Source organism: Nocardia sp. CNY236 (assembly GCF_000482385.1).
Taxonomy (GTDB): Bacteria; Actinomycetota; Actinomycetes; order Mycobacteriales; family Mycobacteriaceae; genus Nocardia.
In genome coordinates this window covers 44,334-62,368 of the sequence record NZ_AXVD01000030.1, presented here as the reverse complement: position 1 = coordinate 62,368, position 18,035 = coordinate 44,334, and the positions used below count along the sequence as shown (strand labels likewise).

Here is an 18,035-nt window from a genome sequence, read left to right as displayed (position 1 = left end):
CCTCCATACGGGGGCATGAAGAACACGGAACCAAAAACAATATTTCGGCACTGACATTCATCGACACACTATTGAGTTCTCAAAGAACACACACCACACATCCAACCCGGCATCACCAGGCCTTCCATGCAGCACACACAGCCCAGCCCCGAACCCAACCACACAAGCCAGGAACAAAACCGAACCAATGCAACCGCCAGGCGCTCCTCGTCCAACCTCGTTCACCCCAGCCCGAGCGCATCATTTCTGCTACGCTCTCCGGCCCCGGGTCGGTGTCCGTGTCGCTCTGACTCGCAATAAGTTACGCGGCGGAGAACGCTACGTCAAATCGCCTGGCTAGCGCACTTTTTCGCAGGTCAGCGACGCCGAGCAACCTGCCTGAATCGCCGAATGCCACGATTGTGATTCAAGACACGACCCATCGGGCTCCCGCACGGTCCAAGGGGACAACCGAACCGTGCGGGAGTCGCGTGGCATCAATCCTGACCGGTGGAAATCGGTTGCTCCGATGAACGTTCCGACGCCAACAGCTCATCGGCGCGTGCCAGCACGGCGTCCATATCCGTAGTGGCATCGTTCATCCCGATCAGGCAGTCCAGGAGTCCAGCAAGTTCGTCGTGTACCGCACGAAGCTCCGCAATCGCGGGATCGACCGGATACCACGCCACTGCATCACGCCACCAGGGATCGCCGGAGAGCCAGGCCCACAGCACATCTCGGACCAACGCCGCATCCGAGGTATACATCTGGAAGGACTCGGCCGCCGAACCGGCTCGGTGCTCCACTTCGTAGACGCCATCGGGTAGCAGCTTGGCCCGAATCTCGTGAGAGCCGCCTCGGCTCAGTTCGAGGATCGGGCAATCGCGGCCGGGCGGCGTGTCGAGGAGATCACCGAGTGCGGCCTCGGTCAACTCCGGCAACGGCATCCCGTCTCCCGCGTGGATACGCACGTCGGTGGGGTCGATGCTCATCGCGCCAGTCTCCCCCATTGCGGCTTCGATTACCGGAAATACGCTGGAGTCGGCGAGCCATGGCTGTATCGGCGCCGAATTGGTTCCGTCTGTCGAGTTCCAGCTGGTATCACACGTCGAATGGGCCGGCCCGGACCAGCGTGAGGGGCAGGATGCCGACAGCGGCACCGACCCGAACCGCTAGACTGATATGGCATTTCGCCCGGCGCTGCCATCGACCACCACGTCGATGTGCCGACTCGGCTGTTCCACAGCGTGTGCCCCGGCAACGAGCGACCGGCCGGAGCTCGTCGAGTCTGCCGAACGCACAGACGACTGCCGGCCCACCAATGCGACAGAAGCCACTGCCGTCGCGTGCACCTGCGTTCTCCGAAAGAAGCTCTCCTATGATCGACACCCCGGTGCTGGAACTGAGCGACGTGACATTCCGTCGCGACGGACAAAAGATCATCAAAGGTATTTCGCTGACCGTGCACGCCGGCGAACGCTGGGCGTTGCTCGGCCCCAACGGAGCAGGAAAGAGCACACTGCTCGGGTTCTGCGGCGCGGTCACGTTCCCGACATCGGGCTCGGTACGCGTGCTGGGCGCGCAACTCGGCCGGGTAGAACTGCAACGCATACGCCGTCATATCGGCCACGTGAACCCGCGTCACCCGCTACGGTCCCCGTTGTCGGTCCGCGCGGTGGTGCTGACCGGTCTCACTGCCACGATCGACACTCCAATGCGGTGGACGCCGTCGCGGGAGGAGACGCGCCGCGCTGACGCGATAATCCACACCCTCGGGCTGGCGGGCAAGGCCGACGACATCTGGCCCACACTGTCGCAGGGGGAACGCGGGCGCACGCTCATCGCCCGCTCACTCGTCGCCGAGCCTCGATTGCTGCTGTTCGATGAGCCAACGACCGGCCTGGACGTCGCCGCCCGCGAACAATTGCTCGACACTCTCGACACCCTCGATCGAACGCACCCGGAGGTGGCCTCCATCTTGGTCACCCACCATGTGGAGGAACTTCCCAGCACCACCACCCATGCGCTGCTCATTGCCGGTGGCCGCACAGTCGCAGCAGGCCCCGCGAGGGAAACGATCACCACTCGGAATGTGACCGCAGCCTTCGATCATCCGGTCGAGGTCCGCCACGACGAAGGGCGGTGGACTGCCCGTGCAGCGCGCCAGCCCACCGCGTGGCCGTCACTGTGACGCACGCAATCCTGCACCGCCGCCGGTCGGACCCACGCGAGAAGCATCCATCGGGCAACCGATAATTTGGTCCTATGAACAGATCGAGTGCCGACGACGACGCGTTACCGAGTAGAGAACACCACGAGGGTGGGTTCCGGCCGATGACCGAACTCACCGCCGCACACGAGGCTGCCAAGAATTCGGACATCACCCGCGGCGGGCCGCACTACGGCCAGTTCATCGAACAGGTTCGCGGTTTGATGGACCGCGTCCGCTTGGCCAGCCCCTCCGACGACCTCGCAATGGAGGCGATCGGCATGCTGAAGCAGCTCAACGACAAGCTCGACGACGCCATGGTAGACGAGTGGTCGACGCCCACCTGGACTCGATTCGACCTGCCTGCCCGCGGCAACATCACACTGCCGCCATACACCATCGACCACATCGACAAGCAAGGTCTCCAAGCGCGCCTCACTTTCCGCACCTTCCATTTGGGCGGAAACAACGCTGCTCATGGTGGTCAGATCGCCGTTGCTTTCGACGATCTGCTCGGCATGGCCGCGGCGGTACATGCCGGCGCAGTGACCAGGACCGCCTCGCTCACCACCGACTACCGCTCGATCACGCCGCTGAACACCGACCTGACAGCGCACGCATGGGTCGAACAACAGGAAGGGCGCAAGCTCCACCTCCGTGCCACACTGCACGACGGCGAACGACTGTGCGCGGAAGCTCGTGCACTGTTCATCGTGCTCAAAGTCGGTCAGCCCTGATCCGGGTGACCGCGCCCGTCCGTCGGTTCGATCCGAATCCTGCGAGCCGAGGGCGAACTGTCATCGCGCCGTGAAGTGCGCTTCCCGATACGTGCTGAACCGAGCGTCCACCTGGTGAACAGTGAGCCCGAAGTCGCTGAGCGTGTATCGATGCGCCGGCCGCGCGGCGCCGGAGGTGCTCTGCACGTGCAGTGCCTCCATGGCGGTCGTCGCCTCGTGGGTCAGCGGCAATCGAAAGCGCCGGTAGATCGACTCCACCGTGCCGAGCGGGTCGGCGACGAACTCGTCGTAGTCGATGTCGCAGAATTGCGCCGGGTCGTAGCGTTTTCGATCGGCGAGGAAGCGGTCGGCGCCGCGAGCCCACAGATCCAACTGGGTCGCGCCGACAACCGACCCGCGGAATTTCTCCGACCACCCCCCCGAGGCCTGCTCGTTGAGGCTGCACACCGACGCGATGATGCTGCGCGGATCACGATGCATCTGGATGATGAGCGCATCTGGATAGACGGCGAAGATGGCATCCAATGCGAACAGGTGGCTGGGATTCTTCAGCACCCAGCGCTTGCCGGAGTCCGGTAACCCGATCAGTTGAAGATTGCGCTTGTGTCTGCGATAGGCGGGAGTCCAATCCCGGTGGCGCAACCATTCGGAATAACCGGGTAGGTACGCCAGGCACTCGTAGGACACCGACATGGCCGATTGTCGAAGCAACTGCCAACACTCTTCGACCTGATCCGCCGAGATGTGATGCACACCCATGAACTCCGGGTGCTCCACATGATGCTTGTCATAGGCCGCCGCGAGCCGCTGGTACATCGGATTGTCCGCCCAAGTCTCCCGCGGTGGGCGTGGCTGGGGCATCTCGGTCAGCCACATCTCCAACCCTTGGTGCGCCGGGTCCGCGTTGAGCAGGCGGTGCACCGCGGTCGTACCCGACCGCGGGAGACCCGTCACGAAGATCGGCCGTTCGATCGCAATGTCGGCGTGTTCTGGAAATCGTTGCCAGGCAGCCTCACTGAGCAGCCGGGCGATCAGCGCGCCACGCAGAAAGGCGCGATTGACCTTGTTGCCCAGCGGCGTGAGCTGGGCGTCGGCGGCATAGGACGTGAGCAGCACCGCGAGTCCTTCGCGATAGTCGTCGTTCCCGAAGTCGTCCAGGCCGACGACCTTGCTCGCCGATGCGTGTAGATCATCGATGGTCCCAATGTCGTTCCTACCGATCACGGTCATCTCCTCGGTGGTGGTGCCGGATATCCGCACCGGGTCGGGTGGCGTGTGCGTCGCGACTGCGATACATGCCTCGCCTAGTGGTGGTATTCGCCGGCATTGACATCCAGACACGCCCCCGTGATCGCCCGCGCCATAGCGGAGGCGAAGAACACGACGGCATCGGCGATCTCGTCGGGCTCGGGCAACGTGCGCAGGTCGGTGGTCTTCGCGGTCTCGGCATAGACTTCCTCGGCTGTGATTCCCCGTTGCTGCGCCAGGTAGCCGAAATACCACTTCAGGTTGTCACCCCAGATGTAGCCGGGTGCAACCGAGTTCACCCGTATGCCCTGCGGCCCGAGTTCGGTGGCCAAGCTCTGCGCCAAGGCGAGAAGCCCGGCCTTGGCCATCTTGTATGGCCCGAAAGTGCGCCGTGAGTGCCGCAACACGGCCGAATTGATCATCACCACCGAGCCCTTGGTGCGAGCCAGGGCAGGCACGAACAGCCTGGTCAGCCGTAGTGCTGCCAAGACGTTCGTCTCGAAGCCAGCGCGCACGCGGTCGAGGTCGACCTCGGCGAGGTCGGCCAGCGGCGGGATGGCGAAGGCATTGTTCACCAGTGCATCGACCCGGCCGAAACCACTGTGCGCGGCCTCGACCAGATTGGCCGCCGCCGCATCATCATCGACGTCGGTCGGAACGACCACAGCACGCCGGCCGAGTTCGGTGATCTCCTTGGCCACCTCGATGAGCCGGGACTCGGTCCGAGCGGCGAGTACGACATCCGCGCCGGCCTGCGCGCTGCGCATGGCGATGGCGCGTCCCAACCCTGGTCCGACGCCGGAGACCACGACTACTTTGTCCTGCAAGAGCATCAGCCGAGCATCCTCTCCGCAACGGCCGCCTGCCGTGCCGCGATTCGGGCGCGCCACTGCTGCGGGGTAGTGCGGGCGCGATCGTAGAACGGCAACCGCTCGGGCAGGTCGGCCACTGACACCACCTCTACCGTCGGGCCGTCCTCGGGTGTCATGTCTCGCGACAGCCGCTGCCAGCGTAACTGCAGATATCCGCGCGCGTGGCCGGTGCGTTCGATCCAATTGGCCACACCGGGATCACGTTCACTGACCACCAGCCGAATCATCCCGTCGGGGTCTTCGCGGGCCTGGTCGGCGGTGAGGCTGGTCTGGTGATTGATGTAGTCCAGCGATAGGTACCACATACTGCCGAGCTGAAAACCCTGATACGGCGCATCGGATTTCGGCACCGTGATGATCATCGCCTGGGCGTCGGCCAGGTCGTAGTGGCCGACGGACGAGTACTGGGTAGTGAGCCCGCCTGGCGTTCGCCTCGGCTCGGTCATCGTGTTCACCGGGAGGTTCAGGTAGAACCACTCCGGGAAGGCGAGGAAGGTCCGCAACCGGGACACGAGCATTTTGCCGGCGACACCGTAGCGCTTGGTGAGGATGTCTCTGGTAGGGGGCGCCGGCGCGTCACCGATGCGATCCACGCGTTGGATGCGGATCGTGCCCGATTTCTCGGTGGCCCAATCGCTGTAGACCTCGCGCACGATGAGCATTGCCGCATCGGGACCCAGGTGCACGTAGCCGGGCCGGGCCGCGTCGGGCCCGAACCGGATCTGATAGCCCCCGTCGGGGCCGATCTCGAATGCTCGATCATCGAACGCGGTGAGACTGTCGGGTACGTCCACTGGCGAGTAGTCGCCGTTGAGCACTTGAAAACTCAGATCGCGGGTCGTGCCGCGGACGCCGGTCACCAGGTATTCCGCATCCGACCGTACGTAGGAGTGGTAGTAGAGGGTGTCCGGGTTGTCCAGCCCCATCTTCGTGTATGGCCCGGTGGACTGCACGAAAAACGGGAAGTCCCGCTCGTAGGCCCATGCCATCTGCAATGAGGCACGGATGCTGCCGGCCAGGTAGTCGTAGCCCTCGACCAGGTCCTGTTCGGAACGAACATGCGCGGCTGCGGTGATGATCTGCTCGGCGGCGGCAATGGCGTCCGCGAACGGCTGTGTCAGCACGAGACCTCTCCCGAGTGTTCCATATATGTACCGATCTGGTACATTTCGATAGAGAAAATATTAGAACGTGTTCTAGGAGTGGTCAATGGTCAACCGTCGGTCTGCACCCACCGCCCGGGTGGTCCAGATCCTGGACTTCTTCGTCGAACACGGCGGCAAACGCTTCGGCCTCTCCGAACTCGCTCGGGCGTTGGAGTTGACCAAGCCGACGTGCCTGGGCATTCTCACGGAACTGACCGCGGGCGGATACCTGGTACGCGACCCCGACACCCACGTCTACGGGCTCGGGCCGGCGCTGATCGCCGCGGGCCGCGTTGCACAAGATAGCTTCGCCATCTCCGCGCTCGCCCGCGCCGAACTGGAGAAACTCACCGCGCGATACCGCACGACCTGCACCGCCTCGGCGATCGTCGGCGAGCAGATCATGGTGCTGGAGAGCACTGGTCCCGGCACGGTCAAAGTGGGCGCAGCCTATCGTTTCGCCCCTCCGGTGGGTCTGATGTATGTCCTCTGGGATACCGACGCGGCATTCGACACCTGGCTGGCCACGCCGCCCGTGGTGCCACTCCAGCAAGACGAGGCGCGGCTGCGCCAAGTCGTCGACGAGTGTCGAACCCGCGGATTTCTGGTGGAGGCCACGACCACGGCCAGCCATCGGCTCTACGCGCTGTTGGCTGGCGTCGCCGATCACGACCTGCCCTCCGAACTGCGCGAACTGGTCGGCGAACTGGTTACGAGCCTTGGTGAACGCGTCTACCTGGGGTCGGACCTGCGCCCACGCAAGGAACACCCGGTGAGCTTGCTCGCCGCACCGACATACGGCGGAGACGGCAGCCAGAACATGGTGCTCACGATGTATGTCGGCGCCTCGATCACCGGAGCGGAGATCGCCAGGCGCGGTGCAGCCCTGGTGGCCGCAGCCGACGCAGTGACCGTCAGCTCCGGCGGCCACAAACCATTGACCAGCGATGGAAACGTGTTCTAGTTTTCTAGTGTGATCCAGTACGCAAAGTCGACTGCGAGCACCTACGAGCTCCCCCATCTGGACGCGCTCGAGGCCGAGTCGGCACACATATTCCGTGAAGTGGCAGCAACATTCGAGCGCCCGGTATTGCTGTTCTCCGGCGGCAAGGACTCGGTGGTGATGGTCCACCTGGCAACCAAGGCCTTCTGGCCCGCGCCACTACCGTTCCCGGTGCTACACATCGATACGGGGCACAACTTCGACGAAGTGATCGCCTATCGTGACGCGACGGCGGCTCGCCTGCGCCTACTGGTCGGGCGCGTGCAGGACGACATCGACTCGGGCCGGGTGGTCGAGCAAACCGGGCCGCGCGCCTCCCGCAATCGACTGCAAACGGCCACGCTGCTGCGCTGTATCCAGGAGGGGTCGTTCGACGCGGTTTTCGGTGGCGCCCGTCGAGACGAGGAGAAGGCCCGCGCCAAGGAACGTGTGTTCAGCTTCCGTGACGAATACGGCCAGTGGAATCCGCGCCAGCAACGGCCCGAACTGTGGAATCTCTACAACGGCCGGCACCGCTCAGGCGAGCACATCCGTGTGTTTCCACTGTCGAACTGGACCGAATTGGATATCTGGAGCTATATCGCCGCGGAGAACATCCCGCTGCCCCCGCTGTATTACGCACATCGAAGGGCGGTGGTGCAGCGGGACGGCATGTTGCTGGCACACACTCGTTTTCTCCAACTCCTCGATGGTGAACAACCCTACGAGGCCACGGTGCGGTTCCGCACCGTTGGCGACGCGACCTGCACCGGGTGTGTCGAATCGACCGCGACCACACCCGAGGAGGTGGTGGCCGAAACCGCCGCGGCTCGCGTGACCGAGCGGGGCGCCACCCGCGCCGACGACCGGATTTCCGAAGCCGGCATGGAAGACCGCAAACGCGAAGGCTACTTCTGATGAAATCCACACTCTTGCGCTTGGCCACCGCCGGCAGCGTCGACGACGGTAAATCTACCCTCATCGGAAGACTGCTGTTCGACTCCAAGACGCTTTTCACCGATCAGCTCGCCGCGGTGGAACGCACCAGCCGCGACCGAGGCGACGACTACCCGAACCTGGCACTGCTGACCGACGGCCTACGCGCCGAACGCGAACAAGGCATCACCATCGATGTAGCGCATCGCTATTTCGCCACTCCCCGAAGAAAGTTCATCATCGCCGACACCCCCGGCCACGTGCAGTACACCCGTAACATGGTGACCGGCGCATCCACCGCCGACCTGGCGCTGATCCTGGTGGACGCGCGCAAAGGAATAGTGGAGCAGACCCGCCGTCATGCGTTCCTGGCCAGCCTCCTGGGCATACCGCACATGGTGCTGTGCGTGAACAAGATGGACCTGGTCGACTGGGCGCAGGAGCGGTTCGAGCAGATCCGCGAGGAGTTCACCCGATTCGCCTCCAAGCTCGACGTCGCCGACCTCACCTTCGTGCCGGTGTCCGCACTGCACGGCGACAATATCGTGCACCACGGCGTCAGCATGCCATGGTACGAAGGCACTCCCCTGCTGCACCATCTGGAACAGGTGCACATCGCCTCGGACCGCAACCTGATCGATGCGCGCTTCCCGGTCCAATACGTCACCCGACGACATGAGCACGACTTTCGCGGCTATGCGGGCACCGTGGCAGGCGGGGTGTTCAAGCCGGGTGACGACGTGGCGGTACTGCCTTCGGGATTCACCACGACCGTGGCCGCGATCTGGGGGCCGGGCGGAGCGCCGATCACGGAAGCTTTTGCCCCGCAAGCGGTAACCATTCAGCTCGCCGACGAACTCGACATCTCTCGCGGAGACCTGATCTGCCGTCCCAACAACCGCCCACACGCCGGCAGCGATCTGGATGCCATGGTGTGCTGGTTCGCCGAGGACACAGCACTCACCCCACACGCGACCTACACCATCCGACACACCACCCGCACAGGAACCGTCGAAGTCCGTTCTCTGGACTACCGGCTGGACGTCAATACCCTGCATCGCGACGAGCACGCAGAGACGTTGTCGCTCAATGAGATCGGCCGCGTACAGCTACGCACCCGCCAGCCACTGTTGTTCGACCCCTACCGGCGCAACCGCACCACCGGCAGCTTCATCCTGGTCGACGACACCACCAACTACACGGTCGCCGCAGGCATGATCACCGGTCCCAGCCTGCCCTCCGCGCGAGTGATATGGCATTCCACAGCGGTGGAACGTGACGAGCGCGCCACCCGCGGCCTGACGGTCTGGTTGACCGGTCTGTCGGGCTCCGGAAAATCCACCGTCGCCGTGGAACTGGAGCGCAGGTTGGTTGCCGCCGGCCGGCCGGCCTTCCTGCTGGACGGTGACAACCTACGCCACGGGCTCAACTCCGACCTCGGGTTCAGCGCCGCGGACCGGGCCGAGAACGTGCGCCGCGTCGGCGAGGTGGCCAGGTTGTTCGCCGATGCCGGAGTGGTGGCGGTGGTCTCGCTGATCAGCCCGTACCGCGCCGACCGGGACCGAGTACGCGCTGCACACGAAGCGGCGGGCATCCCATTCCTCGAGGTGTTCGTCGACACCCCGCTGGCCGTGTGCGAAGCGCGTGACCCCAAAGGTATGTACGCCAAGGCGCGCGCCGGCGAGATCCACGGCTTCACCGGTGTCGACGACCCCTACGAGACGCCGACGAACGCCGACATCGTCCTGAGACCCGACCATGGGGACCCGGCGTCGATGGCCGCGACCATCATCGCGCGGGTGACCCGCACGGACTGAACCAGAGCCCGGCGACCGGCCGAGCCCCGCAGTAGTCGACTCGGACGACCCGAGCGACAACGGTTTGCACCGCGATTCTTCGGTTTCGCTGTGGCCGTGCAGCGCATCGATGTCGCCGATGCTCACCAACAAAGAGTTTCACAGCCGGTATCCGGATCTTCGCCGAGGGGCCGATCACGTCGGTGCTGTCGAACGAGGGAGCATGGTGCTGTGGATGATGGTGCTGTGGATGACAGCCGCGTTGCCGATCCAGAAGGAAAGGCCGCGATGAACAGTGAACGAGCCCCGCGTCCGATGGCACCCCTGATCGACATTCCCGCCGGAGAGATCGTGTTGCGCGACGAGGGGACCAGGACGCACTGGAAGGTCGAGCTCGCGGGCTTCGGATTGGCCCCACATCCGGTCACGCGCGAACTGTATGCGGCCGTCATGGGTGCACCTCTCGCAGCCTCTGTGGCACGGCGGCAGCCGGTGACCGAAGTCTCGTGGATAGACGCCATACGCTTCTGCAACCGGTTGTCACTATCGGCGGGGCTCGAACCGTGCTACTCGCGGATAGACGAACCGGACGCGCACGAGGTGAGCTGCGATTGGGAAGCCGATGGATACCGTCTGCCGTCCGAAGCCGAGTGGGAATACGCATGCCGGGCCGGCAGCGTGCACACCCGCTACGGCGAGTTGGACGAGATCGCCTGGCATCGAGGAAATTCCGGCGACACAGTGCACGACGTCGCCACTCGAACCCCCAATGGCTGGGGGTTGCACGACATGATCGGCAACGTCTGGGAATGGTGCTGGGACGTCTACGACCCGCAGGTCTATGGTCCCTACCGGGTATTCCGCGGCGCAGGCGCTTTCGACCCGCCTCGCGCGTGCCGGGCCTCCTGTCGACGCAAGAGCCACCCGACCTTCCGCATCGACGACCTCGGCTTTCGGCTCGCTCGATCGGCCTGAGCCCGTGCCCGGTGGGACAGGACACGCGCCGCTTCGCGCGACCCCGCGCAGACGAGAAGTGTCGAGCGAGGCGACGGCGCGCTCAGATCTGCAGCCGTGAGTGGACGTGGGCGTCGACGTCCGCGGCGTGCCCCAAGGCCGCGGAGATGGCGACACGAACCCCAGCAGTCGAAGTGGCCAGAGACATACTGGGGGCCCCGAGATTGCCCTCCTGCGCGGCCACCTCTGGAAGGTGCGGGAGATGGATCCACCCAACTCGAGGCGGCACATCGCGCGTCGCGACGAATCGCAATACCCCGTACAAGAGGTGGTTGCACATCAACGTGCCGGGCGCGTCGGAGATGTCTGCGGGGATTCCGGCCTCCCGCATCGCCAAGACCATCGCACGCACTGGGAGTGTCGACCAATATGCCACGGGGCCGTCGGGGTCGGTGAGTTCACCCTCGAGCACCCGCCCGCTGTTGTCGGCCACCTGGTAGCGGGCGGAATCGTTGTAGTTCTGAGCGATGCGCTCGACGGTGATCATCGATCGCCCGCCGTACTCGCCGAGCATCACGACGATGTCCGGGGTGATCCGTTCGATGGCGTCGGCGACGGCGTCGATGCAGTCGAACCATCGACTCGGCGCGACCAGACCAGTGATCGCGGCATCGTCGATCTTCGTGCCGTCGAGCGCTTCGGCGACCCCCTGAGCCGGGTTCACCGGAGTCGTACCGAATTCCTCGAAGCCGGACACCAGTACCTTGATCACCCGTCGTGCCCCTTTCCATCACTCGGCCGAGTAATGAATCGATACCCGCAGGCGCCTCGGAGCAGAGGCGATGATGTCTGCCACAGTAGCCGTTGGCCAAACCGAATGACAGAGTGTCGGGCCGCTCGTCGTCCACGACGGTTTCCCGCCCAGCTACAGGTCAGTCGATTTCGATGACGTTGTCCTTGTTGGGCCGATCATGCGGACCAGCTCGACTGTAGTCGGCGAACAGCAGATCACGTTGGCGAGTGGCGGCCGCGACTCCTTCCGTGGCAGCACGGTCGATGAACTGGGCAGCGTCGGGAGTGTTGCGCATCAGCCCGTCCAGGATCGGGCCGAGCGTCTGAGTGGAGGCCAGGCCCATGTTCTCGTAGGCCTGGTTGACGATCATCTTCATCGCCGCCAACTGCGACGCCGGCAGAGACGCCAATTGCGTGGCCAGTTCAGCGACCTCGGCTTCGAGTCGATCGAACGGCACGGCTTTGTTGATCAGTCCGACGGCGGCGGCGTCCACGCCCGACAACGGCTTGCCGGTGAGCGCGTATTCCTTGGCTTTGGCCAGCGGCAGCCGGTAGGTCCACATTCCGGATAGATGCGCGCCCCAGATCCGCGAATACGGGGTGCCTATTCGCGCGTCCTCCGAAGCCACGATCAAGTCCGCGCACAGGGCGGTGTCACTGCCGCCGCCCACACACCAGCCGTGCACCTGCGCGATAACAGGCTTGGGGATGCGCCACATCGACATGAACCTCGCCGTCGGCCCCACCACTGTCCCGGAGAGCATGTCTTTGCCCGGATCCCATCGGCCGTCGGTGGTGATCCGGTCATCCCAGTGATGAAAGCCCTCCGCGAAATCGTAACCAGCACAAAATGATCGGCCGGCGCCGCGCAGGACGACAACCTTCACGTCCGGGTCCGCCGCCGCGGCCAGCATTGCATGCTCGAACTCTTCTGGCATGGGAGGCACAATCGTGTTCAGCCGTTCCGGACGGTTCAACGTCACTGTCGCGACCGCATCGCGCACCCGCATGTGCAGCGTCTGGTATTCCACTACCCTGCCTCCATAACGTAACTATGTTATGTTAACCTGGCATGCGCTGCCTCGGTATGTCAATACCTGCGGCTCGACCCGACGACAATGTGTGGACACCGGAACAGTGCAGATCACGAGAGCCTCGCGAATCACCGACGACGAGCGGAAGGCAGGCTGATGGCGCGGCCGCCCATCGCTCGTCGCGCCCTACTCGATGCGGCACGCGCCGAACTGATCGAGAACGGCCGCGTCGAAGACTTGTCCTCGGTGGTCAAGCGCGCGGGTGTGTCCACCGGCGCGGTGTATCACCACTTCGGATCGAAGACCGGGCTGCTCGCCGCTGTCTACAGTGAGTTCTTCGATGGATCCGAGGCCGCTCTGCGCACTGCCGATCACAGCTGCGGCGACTGGATCCAGCGTGAACATCACCGGACCCGAGCCATGGTGGAGTACTACTTCGACAACGCGCTGACCGAGGTGATCATGCGTACCGGCGTCGAACACCCGGCCATCGCCGAACTGGAAGCCGCCTACCTGGCGCGCGTCGCCGAAGGCGCCGTGCGCAACCTCCGTGATGGACAACGCTGTGGCGCGCTTTCACCCGACCTGGACGTCGAACTCGTCGCCGCTTTTCTCGTCGGCGGACTTCGCAGCGCCCTCGCGACCATGGTCGGCCGCACTCCGCGACCGACGATCCACACTGCCGTCGGCCGTCTGTGGCAATTCGTCACCGCCACCGTCCGGATCCCACCGTCCGGCTCACACCAATAGGTCGGATCCCGACCATAGTTGGGTGTGGTGTAGGCACGATCCCATGGCGCGCCGTCGGCGAGCAGCTCCCTCCAGGGCGCAACTTCGGTGTAGAGCACCCGCATCGAATCGAGTGCTCCCTCGTGCAGTGCGGGGCCATCGGTGGACACCGCGTCCTCGGCGACCGCCATCGCGTAGGTGCGTTCCAATCCGTCTCGTACAGTCGCTTCCACACACACGTTCGTTTGCAACCCGGCCACGACGAGACGGCGCACACCGAGACCGCTCGAGAGCGCATCGAGCTCGGTGTCGGCGAAGAAGCTGCGTCGCGTCTTGTCGAGCACGAAGTCACCGGGTCGCGGCGCCACCGCGGCCATCAGCTCGGTACGCCATCGCCACTGCGTATCCGACAGCAGCGGCAGGCGGGCCGCACGCGAGCGCCAAATGTTCGGCCGCACGTGGATTGGTCACCAGGATTCCCCCGCCGAGCTGCTGACCTGCCGGGAGTAGATCACGGGGATACCTGCGTCTCGCGCTGCGGCCAGCAGTGCGGCGCATTCGGCGACGACCTCGTTCAGTCGAACGATCGGCGGCCATCCCAGCGCATCCCGTAGCCCGTCCTCGGCGAGGTAGCCGTTCTGCATGTCGATCATCAGCACCGCGACATCCGACATCGGCTGCCTTTCGGCTCGGCACCCCCGAACGTCGACCGAGTACACGCTCCATTGTCCCCATCGCACGCCGCGCCGAGTGGGTTCGATACCGCCGGACGAATCGGCTGCCAACCGAGGCTGCGCGCGCCCATCCCACATACGATGCATAGAGACGAACATGTCTCGAAAGGATGGGCTGATGCGGTCGACCTTGTTGTCCCGGCGCGATCTCGATTTCCTGCTCTACGAATGGCTGGAGGTCGAGAAGCTCACCACGCGCGAACGGTATGCCGAACACTCGCGGGAGACGTTCGACGACGCACTCGAGTTGAGCGAGCAACTGGCCAGTAGGTACTTCGCGCCGCACAACAAGTTGAACGACGCCCACGAACCGACCTTCGACGGCGAACGAGTCACCATCATACCCGAGGTCGCCGAGGCGCTCGCCGCGTTCGCCAAGTCTGGAATGCCCTCGGCAGCAATGGACTACGACCTCGGAGGCGCTCAGCTTCCGGTCACGGTGACCCAAGCGAGCTATGCCTGGTTCCAGGCCGCGAACCCAGGAACCGCGGGTTACCCCTTCCTCACCGTGGCCAACGCGAATCTTCTCCTCGCTCACGGTGGGCCGGCGTATGTCGAGAAGTTCGTCCGGCCGATGCTCGACGGCCGCTTCTTCGGCACCATGTGCCTGTCGGAACCACAGGCCGGATCGTCACTGGCCGACGTCGTCACCCGGGCCGAGCCCCGAGACGACGGCAGCTATCGACTGTTCGGCACGAAGATGTGGATTTCCGGGGGCGACCACGAGCTCGGCGAGAACATCGTGCACCTGGTGCTGGCCAAGATCCCGGGTGGCCCCCCGGGAACCAAAGGAATCTCGCTGTTCGTCGTGCCGCGCTTCTTGGTGGGCGACGACGGCACCCTCGGCGAACGCAACGACGTCGCCTTGGCCGGACTCAACCACAAGATGGGCTACCGGGGAACGGTGAACACCGTGCTGAACTTCGGCGAGGGCCGCTGGACACCGGACGGCGCACCTGGCGCCATCGGCTATCTGGTCGGCGAACCGCATCGCGGGCTGACCTATATGTTCCACATGATGAACGAAGCGCGCATCGGCGTCGGATTGGTTGCCGCAGCGCTCGGATACACCGGCTACCTCGAGTCGCTCGACTATGCCCGCACCCGGGCACAGGGGCGCCCCAAGATGCCCGCCGATCCGTCCGCGCCACAGCGGCCGATCATCGAACACGCGGACGTGAAGCGCATGCTGCTGGCACAGAAGGCCTATGCCGAGGGCGCCCTGGCCCTGGTGCTCTATTGCGCCCGGCTGGTCGATGAGCAACGCACCGGCGAGGGCGACGACGATCGCCGTACAGCGACGCTGCTGCTGGATATCCTCACACCGATCGCCAAGAGTTGGCCCGCTCAATGGTGCCTGGAGGCCAACAGCCTCGCGATCCAGGTGCTCGGCGGCTACGGCTACACCCGTGAATACAACGTCGAGCAACACTACCGAGACAACCGGCTCAACCCGATCCACGAAGGCACACACGGCATCCAGGGCCTGGATCTGCTGGGACGCAAAGTGACCCAGCACGGCGGCGCCAGTCTCCTCGCGTTGGGCGGGCGCGTCGAGGCGACGATCGCTGCGGCGCGCGCGGCCGGTGGAGAGGCGGCCGAGCTCGGCGACCAACTGGCCCTGACGTGGCAGCGGTTGGTCGAGGTGACCGGCGGTCTGTTCTCTTCCGGCGACATCGAAGCCGCGCTGGCCAACAGTTCGGTCTACCTGGAAGCGTTCGGTCACATCGTGCTGGCCTGGATCTGGCTCGAGCAGTTTCACGCCACCGCTGAGCACTTCGACGACTTCTACAATGGCAAACGGCACGCCGCGCGGTACTTCTACCGTTTCGAATTGCCGAAGACCACGGCGGCTCTGGATGTACTCGCTCGCCTGGACACGACGACCGTACAGATGGACGAGGCCTGGTTCTGAGCTCTTTTTGATACAAAAGCGGAGGAATGTATCATTCCGCCGTGGTGTCTTCCAAGCAACGCGCGACCCGCCCACCCGGCCGACCGGCGTCCGCGACCAGGGAACAAGTCGTTCACCATGCGCGCGAGGCGTTTCTGTCCGGTCAGCGCGTGGACATACAGTCGATCGCCGCGCGACTCGGACTCAGCCGGGCGTCGATCTACCGTTGGTTCGGTTCACGCGACGGTGTACTCGGCGCGGTCTTGGCTGCGGAGTTCGAAGCGCTGCTCACTCGCGCGGACGCGCGGCGCCGGTCCACCGGCGCCCGACGCATCTTGGACGTGTTGCATCGGGTCAACTGCTGGATGAGTGACAACGAGCCGTTCCGGCGCTATTTCGAGAACGAACCGCTGTCGGGGTTGCGTATCCTCACCGCAGGTGACGGACCAGTGCAGCCACTGGTCGTCGACGTCGTTCGGGGCCTGATCGTGCGCGCCACACACGAGGACGGCTACCGGCCACCGCTCGAACCAGCGCTCCTGGCCTACGCGCTGGTCCGACTGGGCGAAGGATTCCTGTACAACGACAACGTCGCCGGGGTGCGTGGGGACATCGACCGGCTACACCAGGTACAAGCGGCGTTGTTGGGCATCCCCGAGGCGATCGCCTCCTGAGCTGCGACGTACACCACGTGGCGTCGTTGGGGTGACCGCACTGGCAGTCGCTCGCTCACACCTGCCCAAAACCGCTCCGCTGAAAGCGTTTTGGAGAGATCATGATGGATGAGCACTTCACTGCAGATGGATATCACGGGCAGAGACATCTTCCGCGAGCTGAGGGACATCCGCGCGAACGGCCCTGTCACTCACGTCGAGGTGCAGGGTGTCCCGGCATGGGCGGTAACCGATGCGACACTGCTCAAACAACTGTTGACGGACAACCGGGTTTCCAAGGACGCCAGCCAACACTGGCCGGCCTTCATCCGCGGGGACGTCTCCGAGGCATGGCCATTGTATGTGTGGGTTTCGGTGAAGAACCTGCTGACCGCGACCGGCAGCGACCACCAACGGCTACGGAAACTGGTCGCCCCGGCTTTCAATCCCCGCCGCACTGCAGCGATGCAACCGCGCATCGAAGCGATCACTGCCACGCTGCTCGACGACTTGGCTGCCACGCCGGCCGGAACCCCGGTCGATCTACGCAACCGGTTCGCCTGCGCGGTCCCGATCCGAGTGATCAATGAACTCATGGGCGTCCCTGAAAAGCTCGCCGACCAACTGTGCGTCTACGCCGATGGCACCCTCGACACCTCACTCACCGCACAGGAAATCTCTCGAAACTTTGCCGGCCTGCGCGAGACTGCCGCCAGCGTGATCGCCTACAAGCGCGACAATCCCGCCGATGACCTGACTACCGATCTGATCAACGCCCACGACCACAATGATCGGCTCGATGATCGAGAACTGATCGACACCCTGATGCTGGTGATCGCTGCCGGACATGAAACGACCGCAAACCTCCTCGACCATGCAATCGTCGCTGTGCTGAGCGACAGCGGCCACCACGCCGCAGCGGCCACAGGAGACCTGCACTGGAAGAAGGTGATCGAGGAGACTCTGCGGTTGCAGCCACCTCTGGCACACGTACCATTGCGATTCGCCGTCGAGGACATCACCCTCGGCGGCGTACACATCAGCAAAGGCGATGCGATCATCGCGTCGCTGGCAGGTGTCGGCCGCGACCCGAGCATCCACGGCAGCGACGTCGACGAATTCGACCCCGCCCGTGAGAACACCACACACCTCGCCTTCGGCCACGGCATCCACTACTGCCTCGGCGCGCACTTGGCCCGCCTCGAAGCCGAAGTCGCATTACCAGCACTGTTCGAGAGATTCCCCGACCTGCGCCTTGCCACCGACCCCGCCGACCTGCGGCCACTATGGAGCTTCATCATCAACGGCCACCAAGAAGTCCCAGCACTCCTATAGCATCCC

Annotated in this window: 17 protein-coding genes and 1 pseudogene; 11 read left to right on the top strand and 7 right to left on the bottom strand. The window is 64.4% G+C overall.

Features of this window, described 5'->3' with window-relative positions; all coding sequences use genetic code 11:
- Window positions 1–476 precede the first annotated feature (476 nt).
- The gene (locus K940_RS0116475) at window positions 477–971 is read right to left on the bottom strand and encodes a hypothetical protein (RefSeq protein WP_155980916.1); all 495 of its coding nucleotides are present in this window, start codon (window positions 969–971) and stop codon (window positions 477–479) included.
- On the opposite strand from K940_RS0116475, the gene K940_RS0116470 reads away from it, so the two are divergent.
- The 3 genes from K940_RS0116470 (at window position 964) to K940_RS0116455 (ending at window position 2,925) form a co-directional block, all read left to right on the top strand.
- Entirely contained in the window at window positions 964–1,155 is a 192-nt protein-coding gene (locus tag K940_RS0116470) for a hypothetical protein (RefSeq protein ID WP_028478452.1), read from the top strand. The genes K940_RS0116475 and K940_RS0116470 overlap by 8 nt on opposite strands.
- A 202-nt stretch (window positions 1,156–1,357) precedes the next feature.
- Entirely contained in the window at window positions 1,358–2,170 is an 813-nt protein-coding gene (locus tag K940_RS0116460) for an ABC transporter ATP-binding protein (protein ID WP_028478450.1), read from the top strand.
- Between the two features lie 74 nt (window positions 2,171–2,244).
- Window positions 2,245–2,925, top strand: a complete 681-nt coding sequence (locus tag K940_RS0116455) for a PaaI family thioesterase (RefSeq protein WP_028478449.1) — start codon at window positions 2,245–2,247, stop codon at window positions 2,923–2,925.
- A 60-nt stretch (window positions 2,926–2,985) separates the two neighbouring features.
- Here the strand turns inward: K940_RS0116455 and K940_RS0116450 are convergent, their stop codons facing one another.
- The 3 genes from K940_RS0116450 to K940_RS0116440 form a co-directional block, all read right to left on the bottom strand.
- Window positions 2,986–4,149 (bottom strand): sulfotransferase, encoded by a 1,164-nt coding sequence (locus K940_RS0116450; RefSeq protein ID WP_028478448.1) that lies wholly within the window; start codon window positions 4,147–4,149, stop codon window positions 2,986–2,988.
- Window positions 4,150–4,229: 80 nt separating this feature from the next.
- Window positions 4,230–5,006 (bottom strand): SDR family oxidoreductase, encoded by a 777-nt coding sequence (locus tag K940_RS0116445; protein ID WP_028478447.1) that lies wholly within the window; start codon window positions 5,004–5,006, stop codon window positions 4,230–4,232.
- Complete coding sequence (locus K940_RS0116440) at window positions 5,006–6,169, bottom strand: hypothetical protein (RefSeq protein ID WP_028478446.1); 1,164 nt, start codon at window positions 6,167–6,169, stop codon at window positions 5,006–5,008. The genes K940_RS0116445 and K940_RS0116440 overlap by 1 nt, the downstream gene beginning before the upstream one ends.
- An 85-nt stretch (window positions 6,170–6,254) precedes the next feature.
- Here K940_RS0116440 and K940_RS0116435 point away from each other — a divergent pair, with 85 nt between their 5' ends.
- From K940_RS0116435 to K940_RS0116415, 4 genes are all read left to right on the top strand, one after another.
- On the top strand, window positions 6,255–7,154 hold the full coding sequence (locus K940_RS0116435) for a helix-turn-helix domain-containing protein (RefSeq protein ID WP_028478445.1): 900 nt from the start codon (window positions 6,255–6,257) through the stop codon (window positions 7,152–7,154).
- A 9-nt stretch (window positions 7,155–7,163) separates the two neighbouring features.
- On the top strand, window positions 7,164–8,090 hold the full coding sequence (gene cysD, locus K940_RS0116430) for a sulfate adenylyltransferase subunit CysD (RefSeq protein WP_028478444.1): 927 nt from the start codon (window positions 7,164–7,166) through the stop codon (window positions 8,088–8,090).
- Window positions 8,090–9,925 (top strand): adenylyl-sulfate kinase, encoded by a 1,836-nt coding sequence (gene cysC / locus K940_RS0116425; RefSeq protein ID WP_028478443.1) that lies wholly within the window; start codon window positions 8,090–8,092, stop codon window positions 9,923–9,925. The genes cysD and cysC overlap by 1 nt, the downstream gene beginning before the upstream one ends.
- Before the next feature lie 267 nt (window positions 9,926–10,192).
- Complete coding sequence (locus tag K940_RS0116415; RefSeq protein ID WP_051407261.1) at window positions 10,193–10,879, top strand: SUMF1/EgtB/PvdO family nonheme iron enzyme; 687 nt, start codon at window positions 10,193–10,195, stop codon at window positions 10,877–10,879.
- Window positions 10,880–10,961: 82 nt separating this feature from the next.
- Here K940_RS0116415 and pcp read toward each other — a convergent pair whose 3' ends face one another.
- Together pcp and K940_RS0116405 are read right to left on the bottom strand one after the other, a co-directional pair.
- Complete coding sequence (pcp, locus tag K940_RS0116410; protein WP_028478441.1) at window positions 10,962–11,630, bottom strand: pyroglutamyl-peptidase I; 669 nt, start codon at window positions 11,628–11,630, stop codon at window positions 10,962–10,964.
- 160 nt (window positions 11,631–11,790) lie between these two features.
- Window positions 11,791–12,681, bottom strand: coding sequence for a crotonase/enoyl-CoA hydratase family protein (locus K940_RS0116405; RefSeq protein WP_028478440.1), 891 nt, complete (start codon window positions 12,679–12,681; stop codon window positions 11,791–11,793).
- Window positions 12,682–12,840: 159 nt separating this feature from the next.
- Here K940_RS0116405 and K940_RS33655 point away from each other — a divergent pair, with 159 nt between their 5' ends.
- Window positions 12,841–13,434 (top strand): TetR/AcrR family transcriptional regulator, encoded by a 594-nt coding sequence (locus K940_RS33655; RefSeq protein ID WP_028478439.1) that lies wholly within the window; start codon window positions 12,841–12,843, stop codon window positions 13,432–13,434.
- 89 nt (window positions 13,435–13,523) lie between these two features.
- On the opposite strand, the pseudogene K940_RS33650 reads toward K940_RS33655, so the two are convergent.
- Window positions 13,524–14,066, bottom strand: a pseudogene (locus K940_RS33650) (cysteine hydrolase family protein); the annotation flags it as partial.
- 199 nt (window positions 14,067–14,265) lie between these two features.
- On the opposite strand from K940_RS33650, the gene K940_RS0116390 reads away from it, so the two are divergent.
- The 3 genes from K940_RS0116390 to K940_RS0116380 all read left to right on the top strand — a co-directional run bounded on the left by K940_RS0116390 (window position 14,266) and on the right by K940_RS0116380 (window position 18,029).
- Window positions 14,266–16,062: an acyl-CoA dehydrogenase gene (locus K940_RS0116390; protein WP_028478437.1), complete on the top strand. Its 1,797-nt coding sequence runs from the start codon at window positions 14,266–14,268 to the stop codon at window positions 16,060–16,062.
- Between the two features lie 41 nt (window positions 16,063–16,103).
- Entirely contained in the window at window positions 16,104–16,715 is a 612-nt protein-coding gene (locus K940_RS0116385) for a QsdR family transcriptional regulator (RefSeq protein WP_231390405.1), read from the top strand.
- A 108-nt stretch (window positions 16,716–16,823) separates the two neighbouring features.
- Entirely contained in the window at window positions 16,824–18,029 is a 1,206-nt protein-coding gene (locus tag K940_RS0116380) for a cytochrome P450 (protein WP_028478435.1), read from the top strand.
- Window positions 18,030–18,035 lie beyond the last annotated feature (6 nt).

Bases quoted from the DNA above. Each gene is read 5' to 3' on its own strand.
- K940_RS0116460 (WP_028478450.1), top strand. From the start codon at position 1,358: ATGATCGACACCCCGGTGCTGGAACTGAGCGACGTGACATTCCGTCGC.
- K940_RS0116455 (WP_028478449.1), top strand. From the start codon at position 2,245: ATGAACAGATCGAGTGCCGACGACGACGCGTTACCGAGTAGAGAACAC.
- K940_RS0116475 (WP_155980916.1), bottom strand. From the start codon at position 971: ATGAGCATCGACCCCACCGACGTGCGTATCCACGCGGGAGACGGGATG.
- K940_RS0116470 (WP_028478452.1), top strand. From the start codon at position 964: ATGCTCATCGCGCCAGTCTCCCCCATTGCGGCTTCGATTACCGGAAAT.
- K940_RS0116435 (WP_028478445.1), top strand. From the start codon at position 6,255: ATGGTCAACCGTCGGTCTGCACCCACCGCCCGGGTGGTCCAGATCCTG.
- K940_RS0116445 (WP_028478447.1), bottom strand. From the start codon at position 5,006: ATGCTCTTGCAGGACAAAGTAGTCGTGGTCTCCGGCGTCGGACCAGGG.
- K940_RS33655 (WP_028478439.1), top strand. From the start codon at position 12,841: ATGGCGCGGCCGCCCATCGCTCGTCGCGCCCTACTCGATGCGGCACGC.
- K940_RS0116380 (WP_028478435.1), top strand. From the start codon at position 16,824: ATGAGCACTTCACTGCAGATGGATATCACGGGCAGAGACATCTTCCGC.
- K940_RS0116415 (WP_051407261.1), top strand. From the start codon at position 10,193: ATGAACAGTGAACGAGCCCCGCGTCCGATGGCACCCCTGATCGACATT.
- cysC (WP_028478443.1), top strand. From the start codon at position 8,090: ATGAAATCCACACTCTTGCGCTTGGCCACCGCCGGCAGCGTCGACGAC.
- K940_RS0116390 (WP_028478437.1), top strand. From the start codon at position 14,266: ATGCGGTCGACCTTGTTGTCCCGGCGCGATCTCGATTTCCTGCTCTAC.